This is a genomic window from Pseudomonas iridis (assembly GCF_017980685.1).
GTDB classification, from domain to species: domain Bacteria; phylum Pseudomonadota; class Gammaproteobacteria; order Pseudomonadales; family Pseudomonadaceae; genus Aquipseudomonas; species Aquipseudomonas iridis.
Map to the genome: position 1 here is coordinate 82027 of NZ_JACXXO010000001.1, position 18538 is coordinate 100564.

Annotated in this window: 18 protein-coding genes; 14 read left to right on the top strand and 4 right to left on the bottom strand. The window is 59.1% G+C overall.

The genetic code is table 11. The annotated features are described in order from the left end of the window. Positions 1-136: 136 nt before the first annotated feature. Together IEQ42_RS00390 and IEQ42_RS00395 are read left to right on the top strand one after the other, a co-directional pair. Entirely contained in the window at positions 137-1435 is a 1299-nt protein-coding gene (locus IEQ42_RS00390) for a serine/threonine protein kinase (RefSeq protein ID WP_150594216.1), read from the top strand. After that, positions 1428-2216: an MlaA family lipoprotein gene (locus IEQ42_RS00395; RefSeq protein WP_150594217.1), complete on the top strand. Its 789-nt coding sequence runs from the start codon at positions 1428-1430 to the stop codon at positions 2214-2216. The genes IEQ42_RS00390 and IEQ42_RS00395 overlap by 8 nt, the downstream gene beginning before the upstream one ends. A 137-nt stretch (positions 2217-2353) precedes the next feature. Here IEQ42_RS00395 and IEQ42_RS00400 read toward each other — a convergent pair whose 3' ends face one another. Next, positions 2354-3268 (bottom strand): DUF808 domain-containing protein, encoded by a 915-nt coding sequence (locus IEQ42_RS00400; RefSeq protein ID WP_210702216.1) that lies wholly within the window; start codon positions 3266-3268, stop codon positions 2354-2356. 135 nt (positions 3269-3403) lie between these two features. Here IEQ42_RS00400 and IEQ42_RS00405 point away from each other — a divergent pair, with 135 nt between their 5' ends. After that, positions 3404-4009, top strand: a complete 606-nt coding sequence (locus IEQ42_RS00405; RefSeq protein WP_047300297.1) for a TetR/AcrR family transcriptional regulator — start codon at positions 3404-3406, stop codon at positions 4007-4009. A 126-nt stretch (positions 4010-4135) separates the two neighbouring features. Here the strand turns inward: IEQ42_RS00405 and IEQ42_RS00410 are convergent, their stop codons facing one another. After that, the gene (locus tag IEQ42_RS00410; RefSeq protein ID WP_210702217.1) at positions 4136-4594 is read right to left on the bottom strand and encodes an REP-associated tyrosine transposase; all 459 of its coding nucleotides are present in this window, start codon (positions 4592-4594) and stop codon (positions 4136-4138) included. A 211-nt stretch (positions 4595-4805) separates the two neighbouring features. Next, positions 4806-5246, bottom strand: a complete 441-nt coding sequence (locus tag IEQ42_RS00415) for a GlcG/HbpS family heme-binding protein (protein WP_210702218.1) — start codon at positions 5244-5246, stop codon at positions 4806-4808. 268 nt (positions 5247-5514) lie between these two features. On the opposite strand from IEQ42_RS00415, the gene gcl reads away from it, so the two are divergent. The 11 genes from gcl (at position 5515) to IEQ42_RS00470 (ending at position 18056) form a co-directional block, all read left to right on the top strand. After that, positions 5515-7290, top strand: a complete 1776-nt coding sequence (gcl, locus tag IEQ42_RS00420; RefSeq protein ID WP_210702219.1) for a glyoxylate carboligase — start codon at positions 5515-5517, stop codon at positions 7288-7290. Between the two features lie 178 nt (positions 7291-7468). Continuing rightward, positions 7469-8251 (top strand): hydroxypyruvate isomerase, encoded by a 783-nt coding sequence (hyi, locus tag IEQ42_RS00425; protein WP_016987505.1) that lies wholly within the window; start codon positions 7469-7471, stop codon positions 8249-8251. A gap of 161 nt (positions 8252-8412) precedes the next feature. Then, entirely contained in the window at positions 8413-9306 is an 894-nt protein-coding gene (locus IEQ42_RS00430) for a 2-hydroxy-3-oxopropionate reductase (protein ID WP_042558274.1), read from the top strand. A 170-nt stretch (positions 9307-9476) separates the two neighbouring features. After that, entirely contained in the window at positions 9477-10751 is a 1275-nt protein-coding gene (locus IEQ42_RS00435) for a glycerate kinase type-2 family protein (RefSeq protein WP_210702220.1), read from the top strand. Continuing rightward, positions 10748-12163, top strand: a complete 1416-nt coding sequence (gene pyk, locus IEQ42_RS00440) for a pyruvate kinase (RefSeq protein WP_042558272.1) — start codon at positions 10748-10750, stop codon at positions 12161-12163. Before IEQ42_RS00435 ends, pyk begins: the two co-directional genes overlap by 4 nt. 213 nt (positions 12164-12376) lie before the next feature. Continuing rightward, positions 12377-13291 (top strand): urea transporter, encoded by a 915-nt coding sequence (locus tag IEQ42_RS00445; protein WP_210702221.1) that lies wholly within the window; start codon positions 12377-12379, stop codon positions 13289-13291. A 21-nt stretch (positions 13292-13312) separates the two neighbouring features. Continuing rightward, positions 13313-14134 carry an ion transporter gene (locus IEQ42_RS00450; protein ID WP_210702222.1) on the top strand — a complete coding sequence of 274 codons (822 nt, stop codon included), beginning with the start codon at positions 13313-13315 and terminating at the stop codon, positions 14132-14134. A 100-nt stretch (positions 14135-14234) separates the two neighbouring features. Then, complete coding sequence (locus IEQ42_RS00455) at positions 14235-15233, top strand: sulfate ABC transporter substrate-binding protein (RefSeq protein ID WP_042558269.1); 999 nt, start codon at positions 14235-14237, stop codon at positions 15231-15233. A gap of 444 nt (positions 15234-15677) precedes the next feature. Further along, positions 15678-16865, top strand: a complete 1188-nt coding sequence (locus IEQ42_RS00460) for an MFS transporter (RefSeq protein WP_042558268.1) — start codon at positions 15678-15680, stop codon at positions 16863-16865. Positions 16866-17016: 151 nt separating this feature from the next. After that, positions 17017-17484, top strand: a complete 468-nt coding sequence (locus IEQ42_RS00465) for a helix-turn-helix domain-containing protein (protein ID WP_210702223.1) — start codon at positions 17017-17019, stop codon at positions 17482-17484. Then, positions 17481-18056, top strand: coding sequence for a PIN domain-containing protein (locus IEQ42_RS00470; RefSeq protein ID WP_210702224.1), 576 nt, complete (start codon positions 17481-17483; stop codon positions 18054-18056). Before IEQ42_RS00465 ends, IEQ42_RS00470 begins: the two co-directional genes overlap by 4 nt. A 51-nt stretch (positions 18057-18107) precedes the next feature. Here the strand turns inward: IEQ42_RS00470 and IEQ42_RS00475 are convergent, their stop codons facing one another. Next, positions 18108-18515 (bottom strand): hypothetical protein, encoded by a 408-nt coding sequence (locus IEQ42_RS00475; RefSeq protein ID WP_042558265.1) that lies wholly within the window; start codon positions 18513-18515, stop codon positions 18108-18110. Positions 18516-18538: the final 23 nt, after the last annotated feature.

Consider the following 18538-nt stretch of genomic DNA (forward strand, 5'->3'; position numbering starts at 1 on the left):
TCAGTGCAAAGTGTATCGTCCAGCTACTATTACTCCGAATTCTGCCTGTTTGGTGCCGCGGTATGGCACTTTGGCGCAAGCGCGGTGGTCATAGCCTGCGAACTTCATTCGGCACCTTCCTCTTAGGGATTCAGTCATGCTCCATTCCTTGCGCTTCGCCGCGCTGTTTAGCGGCCTTATTTTGAGTGCGTCCGCACTGGCGGTGGATATCGACGCCGCCAGTTATGGCTATCCCCTGACCAACCCGTTCGAGGCGACCATCGCCACGACTCCGCCGGACTTGCGCCCGGAACTGCCGTTGGACGACGACATCAATCAATCGGACCGCAGCGTCACTCTGCGTCCGGAGCGCGAGTTCATCCTGCCGGACAACTTCTGGCCGGTGAAGAAGCTGACCTACCGCATCGCCGAACAGGACAAACCCGCGCCGCTGATCTTCCTGATCGCCGGCACCGGCGCGCGCTTCGACAGCACCCTCAACGAATATCTGAAAAAGCTCTACTACAAGGCCGGCTACCACGTCGTGCAGCTGTCTTCACCGACCAGCTTCGACTTTATCAGCGCTGCGTCCCGCTTCGCTACGCCGGGCATTACCAAAGAAGACGCCGAAGACATGTACCGGGTGATGCAGGCCGTACGGGCGCAAAATCCGGATGTGCCGGTCACCGACTATTACCTCACCGGTTATAGCCTCGGTGCACTGGATGCCGCATTCGTCGCGCACCTGGACGAGACCCGTCGCAGCTTCAACTTCAAGAAAGTTCTGCTGCTCAATCCGCCGGTCAATCTCTACACCTCGATCACCAACCTCGACAAACTCGTGCAGACCGAGGTTAAAGGCATCAACAACAGCACCACCTTTTATGAACTGGTGCTGGCCAAGCTGACCCGCTACTTCCAGCAGAAAGGCTATATCGATCTCAATGACGCCCTGCTTTACGACTTCCAGCAGTCCAAGCAGCATCTGACCAACGAGCAGATGGCGATGCTGATCGGCACTTCGTTCCGCTTCTCGGCAGCCGACATTGCGTTTACCTCGGACCTGATCAATCGTCGCGGCCTGATCACCCCGCCGAAATACCCGATCACTGAAGGCACCAGCCTCACGCCGTTCCTCAAGCGTGCGCTGCAATGCGACTTCGATTGCTACCTGACCGAACAGGTCATTCCGATGTGGCGCGCGCGCACCGACGGCGGCAGCCTGCTGCAGTTGATCGACCAGGTCAGCCTGTACGCACTCAAGGATTACCTGCACGACAGCCCGAAAATTGCGGTGATGCACAACGCCGACGACGTGATTCTCGGCCCGGGCGACCTTGGCTTCCTGCGCAAGACCTTCGGTGATCGCCTGACCGTTTATCCACTGGGCGGCCATTGCGGCAACATTAACTACCGCGTCAACAGCGACGCGATGCTGGAGTTCTTCCGTGGCTAAATATCTCCTGCTGGTAGCAGCGTTCCTCTGTGCAGGCGTGGCCCAGGCCGACAACAGCAAAGCCAATGCACCGGTGGTGGTCGACAGTGACGGTTTCAAGGAACCGCTGTCCAAACTCAAGTTCAACCCGGGCCTGGACCAGCGTGAATTCGAACGTTCGACGCTCAATGCGCTGGCCGTCTATGACCCGCTGGAGTCGTGGAACCGTCGGGTTTACCACTTCAACTATCGCTTCGACCAATGGGTGTTTCTGCCTGTAGTCGACGGCTATCGTTACGTAACGCCAAGCTTCTTGCGCACCGGCGTGAGCAACTTCTTCAACAACCTTGGCGATGTGCCGAACCTGGTCAACAGCCTGCTGCAGTTCAAAGGCCAGCGCTCGATGGAAACCACCGCGCGCCTGTTGCTCAACACCACGATCGGCATCGCCGGCCTGTGGGACCCGGCCACCGCCATGGGCCTGCCGCGTCAGAGCGAAGACTTCGGTCAGACTCTGGGCTTCTACGGCGTACCGGGCGGCGCCTATTTCGTCCTGCCAATTTTCGGCCCATCCAACCTGCGTGACACCGCAGGTCTGGCCGTGGACTACACCACCGAATCGGCGATCAACTTCCTCAACGTCTCGGAAGTCAGCTCCAACCACCCGGAAGTCTGGGCCCTGCGCGCGGTGGACAAGCGCTACCAGACCGGCTTCCGCTACGGTCAGCTGAACTCGCCGTTCGAGTACGAGAAAGTGCGCTACGTGTACACCGAGTCGCGCAAGTTGCAGATTGCCGAGTAGATTCGGCAGGTACAAAAAAGGCCATTCGATGCGAGTCGAATGGCCTTTTTTCATGAAGATCAAAGGATCGCAGCCTGCGGCAGCTCCTACATTGGGATGGAGTACACCCTGTAGGAGCTGGCGCGGGCTACGATCTTTTAGCCTTTCACAGCTTTCCAGATCTTGCCGATTACCGACACAACCGCCAGCACCACCGCACCGGCAATAATCCCCGCCACTCCATTGAGCAGCACCGGCACCACAAACCCCGCGCTACCCGCCGCTGCGCCAACGCTTTCAACCCAGTGATGAACCACCGGCACGCCGTGGGTCAGGATGCCGCCGCCGACCAGGAACATCGCCGCCGTGCCGATCACTGACAGGGCCTTCATCATGTAGGGCGCGGCGACCAGAATGCCGTTGCCGATTTTTTGGGCCATTTGCCCAGGCTTCTGGGTCAGCCACAGACCCAGGTCGTCGAGCTTGACGATGCCGGCCACCAGGCCATACACACCAATGGTCATGACAATAGCGATGCCGGACAGCACGATCACTTGCTGGGTCAGCGTGGCGCCAGCCACGGCACCCAGGGTGATGGCGATGATTTCCGCCGAAAGGATGAAGTCGGTGCGGATCGCGCCTTTGATCTTGTCCTTCTCGAACGCCACCAGATCAGTCGCAGGATCGGCTACGGCCGCGCTCAGTTGCGCGTGATCAGCGTCATCTTCAGCCTTGCTGTGCAGAAATTTGTGCGCGAGCTTTTCGAAACCTTCAAAGCACAGATACGCACCACCGACCATCAACAGCGGCGTCACCAGCCATGGCACGAACGCACTGATTGCCAGCGCCGAGGGCACCAAAATCAGTTTGTTGAGGAACGAGCCCTTGGCCACCGCCCACACCACAGGGATTTCCCGCTCGGCGCGTACGCCGGAGACCTGCTGGGCGTTGAGCGCCAAATCATCGCCGAGCACCCCGGCGGTCTTCTTGGCGGCCATTTTGGTCATCAACGCAACGTCATCCAGAACGGTGGCGATATCGTCGATCAGCACCAGCAAACTGCTTCCTGCCATGAATCCTGTTTCCTTCTATGTATGAATGTTGCGAAGCATAACGCGACCGCAGGCCACATGGGGCATTGTTGAGCGCTGCGCGAGGCCGGTGCTACCATGCGCCACCGCCAGAACAGGCAAGGAACCACCGGGTTTATGAGCACAATCCGCGAGCGCAACAAAGAACTGATCCTGCGTGCTGCCAGTGAGGAGTTTGCCGACAAGGGCTTCGCTGCGACAAAAACCAGCGACATCGCCGCGAAGGCAGGATTGCCCAAGCCCAACGTCTACTACTACTTCAAGTCCAAGGAAAACCTCTACCGCGAGGTGTTGGAAAGCATCATCGTGCCGATCTTGCAGGCTTCGACTCCGTTCAACGCCGACGGCGTGCCGAGCGAAGTGCTCAGCGGCTACATCCGCTCGAAGATCCGCATCTCCCGCGACCTGCCGTTCGCTTCCAAGGTGTTCGCCAGCGAAATCATGCACGGCGCCCCGCACCTGAGTGCCGACCTGGTCGAGCAGCTCAACGGTCAGGCCAAGCACAACATCGACTGCATCCAGACCTGGATCGACCGCGGCCAGATTGCCCCGATCGACCCCAATCACCTGATGTTCAGCATCTGGGCCGCCACCCAGACCTACGCCGACTTCGACTGGCAGATCTCGGCGATCACCGGCAAGGACAAGCTGGATGAAGCGGATTATGAAGCCGCGGCGCAGACGATAACTCGGTTGGTGTTGAAGGGGTGTGAGCCGGATTGAGACCTAGTCGCGGCCATCGCTGGCAAGCCAGCTCCCACAAGTTTCTGTGCCGAACACAAATTCCGTGAACGACACTGGTCCCTGTGGGAGCTGGCTTGCCAGCGATAGGGGCAACCCGGTGTCAGATCAAATCCAAATGGCATCCCACAGGGGATAGTCGCCGAGCTTCTCAACCAGACCTGCCCGTAGTGGGTTGGCGACGATATACCGCGCCATTTTCACCAAATCATCCTCCTTTCGAAGTGCCCGGTCATGATAGCCCTGCTGCCATAGCTGCCCACTTCTGCCACTACAAAGATTCACCTCCCGAGTAATCAGGGACTTGGTCTCGCGCATCAGCTTGCGCAGTGAGCAGTTCTCCAACTCAACGAGCCAATGAAAGTGGTCGGGCATGACTACCCACGCCAGTGATTTTGCCAACCCAAGATCTTGTGCCCGGCGCAATTGGTGAACTACCAATCTACCCAACGCAAAATCGGCAAAAACCGGCTCGCGACTCAGTGTATTGGTTGTCAGTAGATAAACTCTGTTGGGCTCGGCATAGCGGCCGGCTCGCAGACGATGTGATGCGGGGAGATCAGGCAATCCATTGCCCCTTCATGATGAGTTCATCAGAAGGCTAGACCTCAGTGATCCATCTGGCTGATTTAGTCTTTTTTCTTCATGTGTCCATCAAGCCGCCATCGCTGGCAAGCCAGCTCCCACAGGTTTTTGAGTCGAACGCAGAACGGGTGAACGACACAAAACCTTGTGGGAGCTGGCTTGCCAGCGATGACTATCGGTCAGACGCTAAAGATCAAGCAGCCACCCCCGCATCCGCCCTCAAATCCAGCGCCTGCACCGCTTTGATCGCCACCTGCTCATCAATGTCCGACAGGTCGCCGCTAATCCCGATCGCACCCAGCAAATTCCCCGCCTGATCGCAGATCAACACACCGCCCGGTGCCGGCACGACGCTGCCCTGCCCCGTGCTGTTGAGTGCCGCGAAGAACGCCGGGCGTTGTTGAGCATCCACTGCCAGCAGGCGTGAGCCCTTGCCCAGCGCAATCGCGCCCCAGGCTTTGCCGATGGCGATCTGCGGGCGCAGCAGGCTGGCGCCGTCTTCGCGTTGAAGGGTGATCAGGTGGCCGCCGGTATCGAGTACCGCGATGGTCAACGGCGCGGCATTGATGCCCCGCCCTGCGCTGATGGCTTCGTTGACCAGGTTGACTGCGACTTTCAAGGTTAAAGCGCTCATGGTGCCGTCCTCATTTTGTTATAGGGAAAGTCGTGGAGCTGCGCTTAGGTGCCGCAGTCCGATGCAACAAATAGAACACAATGAGTTATTTTTTTGTATACAATAATTCTCGAAAAGCGCCACATGCGACGAAAAGCCACAGCAGAACCGGCTTCCGACGAATGAAACAGTCGCTTGAGAAAATGGATTGACCTGCGCCGTCCGCCGTGAATACACTCTGCGCAAAGCAACTTGTATACAATTACAAAACGTAAAGAGGCACAAAACCATGAGCAAAATGAGAGCAATCGAAGCCGCCGTTCTGGTGATGCGCCGTGAAGGGGTTGATACCGCTTTTGGCATTCCGGGCGCTGCAATCAACCCGCTGTACTCCGCCTTGCAGAAAGTCGGTGGCATCGATCACGTCCTTGCTCGCCACGTTGAAGGCGCCTCGCACATGGCCGAGGGCTACACCCGCACCAAGGCCGGCAATATCGGCGTGTGCATCGGGACTTCCGGCCCTGCCGGTACCGACATGGTCACCGGGCTCTACAGCGCCTCGGCCGACTCGATTCCAATCCTCTGCATTACCGGCCAGGCACCCCGCGCCCGTATGCACAAGGAAGACTTCCAGGCTGTCGACATCACCAGCATCGTCAAGCCAGTCACCAAGTGGGCAACCACTGTGCTGGAACCAGGCCAGGTGCCTTACGCGTTCCAGAAAGCTTTCTTTGAAATGCGCTCCGGCCGTCCAGGCCCTGTGCTGATCGATCTGCCTTTCGACGTGCAGATGGCCGAAATCGAATTCGACATCGACGCTTACCAGCCGCTGCCATTGGCCAAGCCGACCGCGACCCGCGTTCAGGTCGAGAAGGCTTTGGCCCTGCTCGATCAGGCCGAGCGTCCATTGCTGGTGGCCGGCGGCGGCATCATCAACGCCGATGCCAGTGATCTGCTGGTCGAGTTCGCTGAACTGACCGGCATCCCGGTCATCCCGACCCTGATGGGCTGGGGCACCATCCCGGACGATCACCCGTTGATGGTCGGCATGGTTGGTCTGCAGACTTCGCACCGTTACGGCAACGCGACCATGCTGAAATCCGACGTGGTGATGGGCATCGGTAACCGTTGGGCCAACCGTCACACCGGTTCGGTTGACGTCTATACCGAAGGGCGCAAGTTCATTCACGTCGACATCGAAGGCACGCAGATCGGCCGCGTATTCACACCGGATCTGGGCATCGTGTCCGACGCCGCTGCCGCCCTGACCGTGTTCATCGAAGTCGCTCGTGAGTGGCAAGCGGCCGGCAAGCTGAAAAACCGCAGTGCCTGGCTGCAGGATTGCCAGCAGCGCAAAGCCAGCCTGCACCGCAAGACCCACTTCGACAACGTGCCGGTCAAACCGCAGCGCGTGTATGAAGAGATGAACCAGGTGTTCGGCAAAGACACCTGCTACGTCAGCACCATTGGTCTGTCGCAGATTGCCGGCGCGCAGTTCCTGCACGTCTACAAGCCGCGTCACTGGATCAACTGCGGTCAGGCTGGCCCGTTGGGCTGGACCATTCCGGCCGCACTAGGCGTGGTCAAGGCCGATCCGAGCCGTAAAGTCGTGGCCCTGTCGGGGGACTATGACTTCCAGTTCATGATCGAAGAACTGGCGGTCGGCGCTCAGTTCAAACTGCCTTACATCCACGTCGTGGTGAACAACTCGTACCTGGGCCTGATTCGTCAGGCACAGCGCGGGTTTGAAATGGACTACTGCGTGCAGCTGTCCTTCGATAACCTCAACGCGCCGGAACTCAACGGTTACGGTGTTGACCACGTCGCAGTTGCCGAAGGCCTGGGCTGTAAGGCACTGCGTGTGTTCGAACCATCGCAAATCGCCCCTGCCCTGCGCAAGGCCGAACAGATGATCGAAGAGTTCAAGGTGCCGGTGATCGTCGAGATCATTCTGGAGCGTGTGACCAACATCTCCATGGGTACCGAGATCAACGCCGTCAACGAATTCGAAGACCTGGCGCTGGTCGGCAACGATGCGCCAACGGCGATTTCGCTGCTTGATTGAACGTAATTAGCTCCCTCTCCCCCCGGGAGAGGGCTGGGGTGAGGGAAAGGTTTTGCGGTGCTCGCAAAATCGGGATCAGACTCAGGATTCCCCCTCACCCTAACCCTCTCCCCCAGGAGAGGGGACTGATTGCGTTCAGTCTGACCCACCGTGTCAAATCCGTTTTTAGGAGACCACCATGCCGCGTTTCGCAGCCAACCTGTCCATGCTGTTCACCGAACAGGATTTCCTTGCCCGTTTCGACGCCGCCGCCAAGGCCGGTTTCAGTGGTGTTGAATACCTGTTCCCGTACGACTTCAGCTCTGCCGAAATCAAGGCCAGGCTCGACGCCAACGGTCTGACCCAAGTGCTGTTCAACCTGCCGGCCGGTGACTGGGCCAAGGGCGAGCGCGGTATCGCGTGCCTGCCGGATCGGGTTGAAGAGTTCCGCGCCGGGGTTGATCTGGCGATTGCTTACGCACAAGTGCTGGGCAACACCCAGATCAACTGCCTGGCCGGTATTCGTCCGCAGGGCGTTGACGATGCCACCGTTGAAAAAACCTTTGTTGCCAACCTCAAGTACGCCGCCGACAAGCTGCAAGCGGCGGGCATCAAACTGGTGATGGAAGCGATCAACACCCGTGACATTCCGGGCTTCTACCTGAACAACACGGCGCAAGCCCTGTCGATTCGCGAGCAGGTCGGCAGCGCCAATCTGTTCCTGCAATACGACATCTATCACATGCAAATCATGGAAGGCGATCTGGCCCGCACTCTGCAATCACACCTGGGCGAGATCAACCATGTGCAGCTCGCGGACAACCCGGGGCGCAACGAACCCGGCACCGGTGAAATCAACTATCGGTTCCTGTTCGAACACCTCGATCGCATCGGTTATCAGGGTTGGGTGGGCTGCGAGTACAAGCCGCTGACCACCACCGAAGCAGGCCTCGGCTGGCTGAAAACCCACAACGCAATTTAAGAACACTGCACAAACCCTGTGGGAGCGAGCCTGCTCGCGAAGAGGCCGGCACATTCACCATCAGTGGCGCCTGGCATATCGCATTCGCGAGCAGGCTCGCTCCCACATAAAAGCAACTCCCCCTATTTGCTTGAGCAAGACAAAAACAAGAGGATTTTCTCATGGCTAAAATCGGATTTATCGGCACCGGCATCATGGGCCACCCAATGGCGGCGAACCTGCAGAAAGCCGGTCACAGCCTGTTCCTGTCGGCGCACCACGACGCCGCGCCTGCCGACCTGGTTGCCGCTGGCGCCGTCGCTTTGGCCAATCCGCGCGAAGTCGCGCAGGAAGCTGAATTCATCATCGTCATGGTGCCGGATACCCCGCAGGTCGATGACGTGCTGTTCCGCGCCGACGGCGTTGCGGCAGGCATCAGCAAAGGCAAAATCGTCATCGACATGAGCTCGATCTCGCCGACCGCCACCAAGGCTTTCGCAGCGAAGATCAACGAGAAAGGCGCGCAATACCTCGACGCGCCAGTGTCCGGCGGTGAAGTCGGCGCCAAAGCTGCGACCCTGAGCATCATGATCGGTGGCGACGCCGATGCCTTCGAACGCGCATTGCCGCTGTTCCAGGCCATGGGCAAGAACATCACCCTGGTCGGTGGCAATGGCGACGGTCAGACCGCCAAGGTTGCCAACCAGATCATCGTTGCCCTGAACATCCAGGCTGTCGCCGAAGCGCTGCTGTTCGCTTCGAAAAACGGTGCTGATCCAGCCAAGGTGCGTGAAGCGCTGATGGGTGGTTTTGCCTCGTCCAAGATTCTCGAAGTACACGGCGAGCGCATGATCAAAGGCACCTTCGATCCAGGCTTCCGCATCAGCCTGCACCAGAAGGACCTGAACCTGGCCCTGCAAGGCGCCAAGGAGCTGAACATCAACCTGCCGAACACCGCCAACACTCAGCAAGTGTTCAGCACCTGCGCGGCGATCGGTGGCAGCAACTGGGACCACTCGGCGCTGATCAAGGGTCTGGAACACATGGCCAACTTCTCGATTCGCGACAAGAAATAATCTGCGCCTATGGCTCGCTCCCTGTGGGAGCGGGCTTGCCCGCGATGGCATCAACTCGGTCTGCCTGAACGACCGCAGCGCCTGAATCGCTGGCAAGCCAGCTCCCACAAGGACCGCGTCGCTACACCGTTGTCGCTTTATCCCAATAACAAGAATTCCGGGAGCCCGCCATGTCGGTCGATCCGCAACAACTGCTGCGCGAGCTGTTTGCTACAGCCATTGACGCGGCCCATCCGCAGCAAGTCCTCGAAGCCCATCTGCCTGCCGATCGTACCGGTCGGGTGATCGTCATCGGCGCCGGCAAAGCCGCCGCCGCCATGGCGCAAGTGGTCGAGCGCTGCTGGCAGGGTGAAGTATCTGGCCTGGTTGTGACCCGTTACGGTCACGGCGCCCCGTGCGAAAAAATCGAAGTGGTCGAGGCCGCGCATCCAGTGCCGGACGCTGCCGGTCTGGCCGTCGCCAAACGCGTGCTGGACCTGGTCAGCAACCTGAGCGAAGACGACCGCGTGATTTTCCTGCTGTCCGGTGGCGGCTCTGCTCTGCTCGCCCTGCCAGCCGAAGGCATCACGCTTGCCGACAAGCAGTCGATCAACAAAGCCCTGCTCAAATCCGGCGCGACCATCGGCGAGATGAACTGCGTGCGCAAGCACCTCTCGGCGATCAAGGGCGGCCGACTCGGCAAGGCCTGCTGGCCGGCGACTGTTTATACCTATGCGATTTCCGATGTACCGGGCGACCTCGCCACGGTCATCGCTTCCGGCCCGACCGTGCCCGACCCGAGCACATCAGCCGAAGCCTTGGCGATCATCAAGCGCTACGGCATCGAGATCCCGGCGTCGGTACGCACCTGGCTGCAAAGCCCCGAGTCGGAAACCGTCAAACCCGGCGACCCGAGCCTGGCTCGCAGTCATTTCCAGTTGATCGCCCGTCCGCAGCAATCGCTGGATGCCGCCGCGGTGAAATGCCGTCAGGCCGGTTTCAGCACGCTGATCCTCGGCGACCTGGAAGGTGAGTCGCGTGAAGTGGCGAAAGTCCACGCTGGCATCGCCCGCCAGATCATTAATCACGGCCAGCCATTGGCGGCGCCGTGCGTGATTCTCTCCGGCGGCGAAACCACCGTGACCGTGCGCGGCAATGGCCGTGGTGGCCGCAACGCCGAATTCCTCCTGAGCCTGACCGACATCCTCAAGGGCCAGCCCGGCGTCTACGCCTTGGCCGGTGACACTGACGGCATCGACGGCTCGGAAGACAACGCCGGCGCCATCATGACCCCGGACAGCTACGCCCGCGCCGCCGCCCTTGGCCTGAGCGCCAGCGACGAGCTGGATAACAACAACGGCTACGGCTACTTCCAGGCACTCGACGCGCTGATCGTCACCGAGCCGACCCGCACCAACGTCAACGACTTCCGCGCCATTCTGATCCTTGAGAACTCTAAATCATGACGCCTGATAAAAAGGTCAAAATCCTCGCCACCCTCGGGCCTGCGGTCGATGGCATCGACGCTATCCGCGAACTGGTCGAGGCCGGGGTCAATATCTTCCGCCTCAACTTCAGCCACGGTGATCACGCCGACCACGCCAAGCGCTATCAGTGGATCCGTGAAGTCGAGCGCCAGCTCAACTATCCGCTGGGCATTCTGATGGACCTGCAAGGGCCGAAACTGCGCGTCGGCAAATTCGCTGACGGCAAGGTGCAGTTGCATCGCGGCCAGGCATTCCGTCTCGATCTGGACGCAACACCGGGCGATGAGCGCCGGGTGAATCTGCCACACCCGGAGATTATCGAAGCGCTGGAAGCGGGCATGGATCTGCTGCTCGACGACGGAAAACTGCGCCTGCGCGTGGTCACCAAATACGCCGACGCGATCGACACCACCGTGCTCAATGGCGGCGAACTGTCGGATCGCAAAGGCGTGAACGTGCCACAAGCGGTGCTCGAACTCAGCCCGCTGACCGCCAAGGATCGCCGTGACCTGAGTTTCGGTCTGGAACTGGGTGTGGATTGGGTCGCACTGTCGTTTGTGCAGCGCCCGCAAGACATTCTCGAGGCCCGCGCACTGATCGGTGACAAGGCGTTCCTGATGGCGAAAATCGAGAAGCCGTCGGCGGTTGAGCAACTGCGTGAAATCGCCGAACTGAGCGACGCGATCATGGTGGCTCGCGGTGATCTGGGCGTAGAAGTCCCGGCCGAGAGCGTGCCGCAGATCCAGAAAAACATCATCACCACCTGCCGCGAACTCGGCAAACCTGTCGTCGTCGCGACGCAAATGCTCGAGTCGATGCGCTTCTCCCCTGCCCCGACTCGCGCCGAAGTCACCGACGTTGCCAACGCAGTGGCCGAAGGTGCCGATGCGGTCATGCTGTCGGCGGAAACCGCGTCCGGCGAGTATCCGCTGGAAGCAGTGCAGATGATGAGCAAGATCATCCGCCAGGTGGAAAACGGTCCGGATTATCAGACGCAACTGGACGTCAGTCGGCCGAAGGCTGAGGCCACCGTGTCCGATGCGATCAGCTGCGCGATCCGGCGCATCAGCAACGTGTTGCCGGTGGCCGTTTTGGTCAACTACAGCGAGTCGGGCGCATCGAGCCTGCGTGCATCGCGGGAACGGCCGAAAGCACCGATCCTCAACCTGACGCCGAACCTGCAGACCGCGCGCCGTTTGAGCGTGGCATGGGGCATTCACTCGGTGGTCAACGATCGCTTGCGTCAGGTCGATGAAGTCTGCTCGACCGCACTGGAAATCGCCCAGGCGCAGGGAATGGCCGAGCGTGGTGACACGCTGCTGATCACTGCCGGCGTGCCGTTTGGGCAGCCGGGGTCGACGAACTCGCTGCGTATCGAAACATTGATTTAAGCCACACCGTTTCAAGCTCAAAAAGCACCTGGGGAATAGCGGTAATTCCTTCAATCAAAATGCTTGAGCGCTACAACTGGCCTTATCGTCAGCAGGCTGGCTCCCACATGGGTTTTGTGTCGTTCACAAGATCAAGACTGAACAGAGATTCAGTGTGGGAGCCAGCCTGCTGGCGATGCGGATGACCCGGTTTCCCTGACTTTCAGAACTGCCATGCCTGCCAAACATTTCAATACCCACTGCCCCGACTGGGCGGAGGCTTTGCTCAACGGTTTCAGTCAGATATTCCTCCAGCGCCATCCACTGTGCGGCCTGCTGTGTCTGCTGGCGATCCTGCTGACCGCGCCAGTGCTGTTCGCCGGTGCGCTGCTCGGCGCCGTCGCCGGATTGCTCACCGCGCAACGACGCAACTACGCCAAGGCTGATCGCCAGGCCGGGTTGTTCAGTTACAACGGCGTGCTGCTTGGTTTGTTGCTGAGCCTGTATTTCCCGTGGTCACCGCTGCTGCCGCCGCTGATTCTCGCCGCCGGGGGCTTGAGCGCGATGCTCACGCAACAATGGCTCAAACATGTGTACCGCAGCCGATCCATACCGGCCTACACCTCGCCGTTCGTGGCCATGAGTTGGGGGTTACTGCTGTTCGCCGAACCGTTGGCGCCGATGGCTCACGTCGAGATGAACCTGCTCAATCTGCTCGCTGCCGAGTTCAAAGGGCTCGGCCAGGTGATGTTCCTCGGGCATCCATTGGCCGGGGGGTTGATTGCCATCGGATTGCTGATCGCTGATCGCCGCGCTTTTGCCTGGGCACTGCTGGCTTCTGCAATCGGTCTGGCGTCCAGTTTGCTGCACCACGAAACCAATTCCGCGCTGCTGGGCCTGGGCAGCTACAACGCCGTGCTCGCAGCCCTCGCCTTCAGTGCTCAACGCGAACAACCGTGGTTGCCATTGCTCGGCATCGTCCTGGCATTGCTGATCACACCGCTGTTCGCCGCCATGGGTCTGGCCACATTGACCGCGCCGTTCATCCTGGCCTGCTGGCTGATCCGCGTCGGTATCCAGATGCTTGGCAAAGCCAACGTCGACAGCACGCCTTGCGCTCAGGGGGAGAATCAACCTAGGCTGCGCTGATCTTTGATTCAGGCATTATTCATGGACAGCAGCAACTGGCGTGAACGGCTTTACGTCATGATTTTCCAGAGCGACACCCTCGCCGGACGGCGCTTCGACGGCATTTTGCTGTTGATCATCCTCGCCAGTCTGGTGATCGTGATGCTCGACAGCATCGACAGCATTCACCAGAACTACGCCAACGTGCTGGCCTACATCGAGTGGGGTTTCACGATCATCTTTCTCGGTGAGTACATCCTGCGTCTTTACTGTTCGCCCAAGCCGCTGCGCTATGCCTTCAGTTTTTACGGGCTGGTGGATTTGCTGGCGATCGTGCCGGGCATTCTCGCGCTGTATTACAGCGATGCGCAGTATCTACTGATTATTCGCATCATCCGCATGTTGCGGATTTTCCGCGTGCTCAAGCTCAGTCCGTACCTCAAGCAAGCCAATTACTTGATGTCGGCGCTGCGCGGCAGCAAACAGAAAATCGTGGTGTTTTTGGTCAGTGTCTGCACGCTGGTGACGGTGTTCGGTACGTTGATGTACGTGATCGAAGGCCCGGAGCACGGTTTCACCAGCATTCCCAAAGGCATCTATTGGGCTATCGTGACCCTGACCACCGTGGGGTTTGGCGACATCGTGCCGAAAACGCCTCTGGGTCAGGTGATTTCGTCGCTGGTGATGATCACCGGTTACTCGATCATCGCCGTGCCTACCGGGATTTTCACCGCCGAACTGGCCAACGCCATGCGCGGTGAACAGCTGCAACATGATTGCCCTGTGTGCAAGAAGAACAGCCACGAACATGGCGCCGCGTTTTGCTCGCGATGTGGCAACGCGCTGTTCAAAAAAATGGAATAAGCAAAGAGTTTTTTAATCTTTAAACGACTATGTCCGAACCGTTATAGTCAGTGGCAATTAAACATCACTCCCCTGTAGCAGACACAACAAGGAATGCGCAGTGAAAAAACTCTTTGGCGCCTCACTTCTCGCCGCTGGTCTCGCGTTCGGCAGCGTGGCTCAAGCCGCACCGACCCTGCTCAACGTTTCGTACGACGTGATGCGCGATTTCTACAAGGACTACAACACTGCGTTCCAGAAACACTGGCAAGCCGAGCACAACGAAAACATTACTGTGCAGATGTCCTTCGGCGGATCGAGCAAACAGGCGCGATCGGTGATCGACGGCCTGCCGGCTGACGTCATCACCATGAACATGGCAACTGACATCAACGCCCTCGCCGACAACGGCAAACTGGTGCCGGAGAACTGGGTCACACGCCTGCCGAACAACAGCGCGCCGTTCACTTCCGCCACCGTGTTCATCGTCCGCAAAGGCAACCCGAAAGCCCTGAAAGACTGGCCGGATCTGCTCAAGGACGGCGTACAAGTAATCGTGCCGAACCCGAAAACGTCGGGCAACGGCCGCTACACCTACCTGTCGGCATGGGGCTATGTGCTGAAGAACGGCGGTGACGAGAACAAGGCCAAGGACTTCGTCGGCAAACTGTTCAAGCAAGCGCCGGTGCTCGATACCGGTGGCCGCGCCGCCACCACCACGTTCATGACCAACCAGATCGGCGACGTGCTGGTGACCTTCGAGAACGAAGCCGAAATGATCGCCCGCGAGTTTGGCCGTGATCAGTTTGAAGTCGTCTACCCAAGCGTCTCCGCTGAGGCCGAGCCACCGGTTTCCGTGGTCGACAAAGTCGTCGACAAGAAAGGCTCGCGTGCGGCAGCTGATGAATATCTGAAGTACCTGTGGTCGCCACAAGGTCAGGAAATTGCTGCTGCCAACTACCTGCGCCCGCGTGATCCGGCGGTGCTGGCGAAGTACACCGATCGTTTCCCGAAAGTCGATTTCCTGTCGGTTGAGAAGACTTTTGGTGACTGGCGCACCGTGCAGAAGACTCACTTCAATGACGGTGGGGTGTTTGATCAGATTTACACGGGGCAGTAAGGCTTAAGTGGCAATAAAAAAGGCGACCTCGGCAGGTCGCCTTTTTTGTGTACACAGCATCCCCTCACCCCAGCCCTCTCCCGAGGGAGAGGGAGCCGACCGCGTTGTTCTGCGTCATGCGTCGACCTGAAAGATTGTGGCGATTATGGATTCGGTTACGCTCGTTCAAGTCGGCGTATTTCTCAAGCATCCCCCAATCAGTTCCCTCTCCCTCGGGAGAGGGCTAGGGTGAGGGGGAGCTTGTGATCATAAGCACGCTATCGAACAGATGTAAGTGAATGTATCATCGACGCTCATCCGTCGGACGCCTGTCCATCCAGGATGACACGCTGAAACACACCAACATTGCGCACCTTGATAACTGATATCAACCAAAGGCGTCTTCTGCCCGCCCGGTTTGTCCCATAGCCTCACCGCATTCCTTTCGCTGGATCGAGAAACCCTATGACCGCCACGACTCACGCAATGACCCGAGGCATGGTGCTGCTGTTCGCTTTTTGCTGCGGCGCCATCGTTGCCAACATCTACTACGCGCAGCCGATCATCGGCCTGATCGCGCCGGACATCGGTCTGACCGACACCATGGCCAGTTTCATCGTCTCGCTGACGCAGATCGGCTACGCGCTGGGCCTGTTCTTTCTGGTGCCGTTGGCGGACCTGCTGGAAAACCGCCGGTTGATGATCATCACCACGGTAGTCGCTATCGCCAGCCTGCTGGCTGCGGCGTTCACCGATCAACCCAACCTGTTTCTGCTGATCTCGTTGCTGGTGGGCTTCAGTTCGGTGTCGGTGCAGATCCTGATTCCATTGGCCGCGCATCTGGCGCCTGAGGAATCGCGCGGTCGCGTTGTCGGCGGAATCATGGGCGGTTTGTTGCTGGGCATCCTGTTGGCGCGGCCGGTATCGAGCGTGGTGGCCGACCACTTGGGCTGGCGCGCGATGTTCATGATCGCGGCGGCGCTGATGGCGGCGATCAGCGTGGTGTTGGCGCTGACAGTCCCCAAGCGTCAACCGGATCACAGCGCGTCCTACGGACAACTGCTCGGCTCGTTGTGGACGCTGCTGCGCCAGCAACCGGTGCTGCGTCAGCGTGCGTTTTATCAGGGCTGCATGTTCGCCGCGTTCAGCCTGTTCTGGACCGCAGTGCCGCTGGAACTGGCGCGCAATCATGGCCTGTCGCAAACCGAGATTGCGATCTTCGCCCTGGTCGGCGCCATCGGTGCCATCGCCGCGCCAATCAGTGGCCGCCTGGCCGACGCCGGCCACACCCGAATCGCGTCCTTGCTGGCCATGCTGTTCGCCAGCCTGAGCTTCCTGCCCGCCTTCATCCACCCGGCCTACAGCGTCATCGGCCTGGCCGTGACCGGCGTCGTCCTCGACTTCTGCGTGCAGATGAACATGGTGCTCGGCCAGCGTGCGGTGTACTCGCTGGACGCGAAAAGCCGTGGTCGTCTGAACGCGCTGTACATGACCAGTATCTTCATCGGCGGCGCTTTCGGCTCGTCGGTGGCCAGCGCGGTGTATGAGCATGGCGGTTGGTTATGGATCGTGATTGTCGGCAGCGTATTTCCGTTGCTGGCGTTGCTGCGATTTTTGAGTGCGTCGCGAAGACGGTCGCTGGCGACAGCGTAAAAATGCAAGAGCAGAGCGGGCATATCCGCCCGCGATGCCATTTAACACTGAATCAATTTCAAGACTGTCACATTGATTTTCGTTTATTGCGATTTTCGTTTAATTCGAATAACGTTCCTGGCATCCCCTTTTAGATTGCTGGAACATCCCTATGTCGATAGTCATTCAACCCGCCATCAACCTCCCCGTTGAACGCGAAGTCAAAGCCGCCGTCGAGGGCAAACGTGCGCTGGCCGCTTACCTTGCAACTCAATTCGAAACCCAGCACATCCAGATTTTCGATGAGCAGAACGAAGCCCACCTTGTCGAATTGCCCACCTCCGCCCTGCGCCTTTTGGTCGACATCCTTGCTGCGCTGGCAGAAGGCGATGCCGTAAAGGTAGTACCGATCCACGCTGAACTGACCACGCAGGAAGCTGCCGACCTGCTTAACGTCTCACGCCCGCACCTGATAAAGCTGTTGGAAAGCGGCGAGTTGTCCTACCACAAAACAGGCAAGCACCGACGTGTGCGCTTTGCCGATTTGATGGACTATAAAACCCGGCGAGACACCGCCAGCGAGCAGGCAATGAAGCTTCTCGCAGAGCAGGCACAGGCACTAAGGACAGGATACGAGTGAGGCACTCCTCTTTCACCGCTGTATACGATGCATGTGTTTTGTACCCGGCTCCGTTGAGAGACTTTCTGATGTGGCTCGCGCTCTCCGGCCGGTTTCGAGCGCGATGGACGAAGGAGATTCACTGCGAATGGAAACGCAATCTATTGAAGAACCGAACTGACCTGACAATGGAACAACTGGATCGAACATCGGACCTAATGGATCGGGCGATCCCCGAAGCCTGCGTCATTGACTATGAGGATCTCGTCACGGGACTGACACTGCCAGACAGAGATGACCGCCATGTTCTGGCCGCCGCCATACGTTGTGGAGCGGGTGTGATCGTGACCTTTAACCTTAAAGAATTTCCCGATGTGCTCCTGGCTCCGTTTGGCATAGAGGCGCAACATCCAGATGAGTTTGTCGAAAATCTATTTCATCTGGATCCGTCAGCCGTTGTTGCAGCCGCTCAGCGTCAGCGCCAGCAACTGAAAAATCCTGTGATGGATATCGAATCGTTTCTGAATCTTCTGCAACGGCAGGGGCTGCCTCGATCGGTTCAGGCTCTTGCAAGCTATCGCGCGATTCTGTGAGCTCCCAACACGCACACAGCAAAACGGCGATCCGAAGATCGCCGTTTTCATTTACTGCCCGAATTTCTTGCCCAAACCCGGCGGCACGCCATGGATGTTGGTGTCTTCCCATGGGCCGTTGGGGCTGACCGCGCGGCTCCAGCCGTTGTTCCAGCGGTAGTAGGTGCGCTGGCGATAGAACGTATTGGTCTGATCGTCGAGGACGTAGACGCCGAGTTTCTGATCCCAGTGGCTGTTGCCGCCCGGTGGCGGGGCGAAGCTGGCCGAGGTGCGCGGGACGGGTTTTGCCGGTTTGGCCGGGATACTTTTGCCTGGGGTCGGCGAAGTCGACGGGGTCGGGCTTGGCTGTGATGGCGGAATCGGCGGCAGGTTGGTGGTCGGTTCCGGTCGTTGCTGCACCGCACATGCACTCATGCCCAGGGCCAGTGTGAGGACTGTGATTCGGGCGATGGTGTGCATGTCGGTGCTTTCCTGTGGTTCCG

Coding starts and splice junctions, on each gene's coding strand:
- IEQ42_RS00390 (WP_150594216.1), top strand. CDS start 137: ATGCTCCATTCCTTGCGCTTCGCCGCGCTGTTTAGCGGCCTTATTTTG.
- IEQ42_RS00400 (WP_210702216.1), bottom strand. CDS start 3,268: ATGGCAGGAAGCAGTTTGCTGGTGCTGATCGACGATATCGCCACCGTT.
- IEQ42_RS00405 (WP_047300297.1), top strand. CDS start 3,404: ATGAGCACAATCCGCGAGCGCAACAAAGAACTGATCCTGCGTGCTGCC.
- IEQ42_RS00415 (WP_210702218.1), bottom strand. CDS start 5,246: ATGAGCGCTTTAACCTTGAAAGTCGCAGTCAACCTGGTCAACGAAGCC.
- gcl (WP_210702219.1), top strand. CDS start 5,515: ATGAGCAAAATGAGAGCAATCGAAGCCGCCGTTCTGGTGATGCGCCGT.
- hyi (WP_016987505.1), top strand. CDS start 7,469: ATGCCGCGTTTCGCAGCCAACCTGTCCATGCTGTTCACCGAACAGGAT.
- IEQ42_RS00430 (WP_042558274.1), top strand. CDS start 8,413: ATGGCTAAAATCGGATTTATCGGCACCGGCATCATGGGCCACCCAATG.
- IEQ42_RS00435 (WP_210702220.1), top strand. CDS start 9,477: ATGTCGGTCGATCCGCAACAACTGCTGCGCGAGCTGTTTGCTACAGCC.
- pyk (WP_042558272.1), top strand. CDS start 10,748: ATGACGCCTGATAAAAAGGTCAAAATCCTCGCCACCCTCGGGCCTGCG.
- IEQ42_RS00445 (WP_210702221.1), top strand. CDS start 12,377: ATGCCTGCCAAACATTTCAATACCCACTGCCCCGACTGGGCGGAGGCT.
- IEQ42_RS00450 (WP_210702222.1), top strand. CDS start 13,313: ATGGACAGCAGCAACTGGCGTGAACGGCTTTACGTCATGATTTTCCAG.
- IEQ42_RS00460 (WP_042558268.1), top strand. CDS start 15,678: ATGACCGCCACGACTCACGCAATGACCCGAGGCATGGTGCTGCTGTTC.
- IEQ42_RS00465 (WP_210702223.1), top strand. CDS start 17,017: ATGTCGATAGTCATTCAACCCGCCATCAACCTCCCCGTTGAACGCGAA.
- IEQ42_RS00475 (WP_042558265.1), bottom strand. CDS start 18,515: ATGCACACCATCGCCCGAATCACAGTCCTCACACTGGCCCTGGGCATG.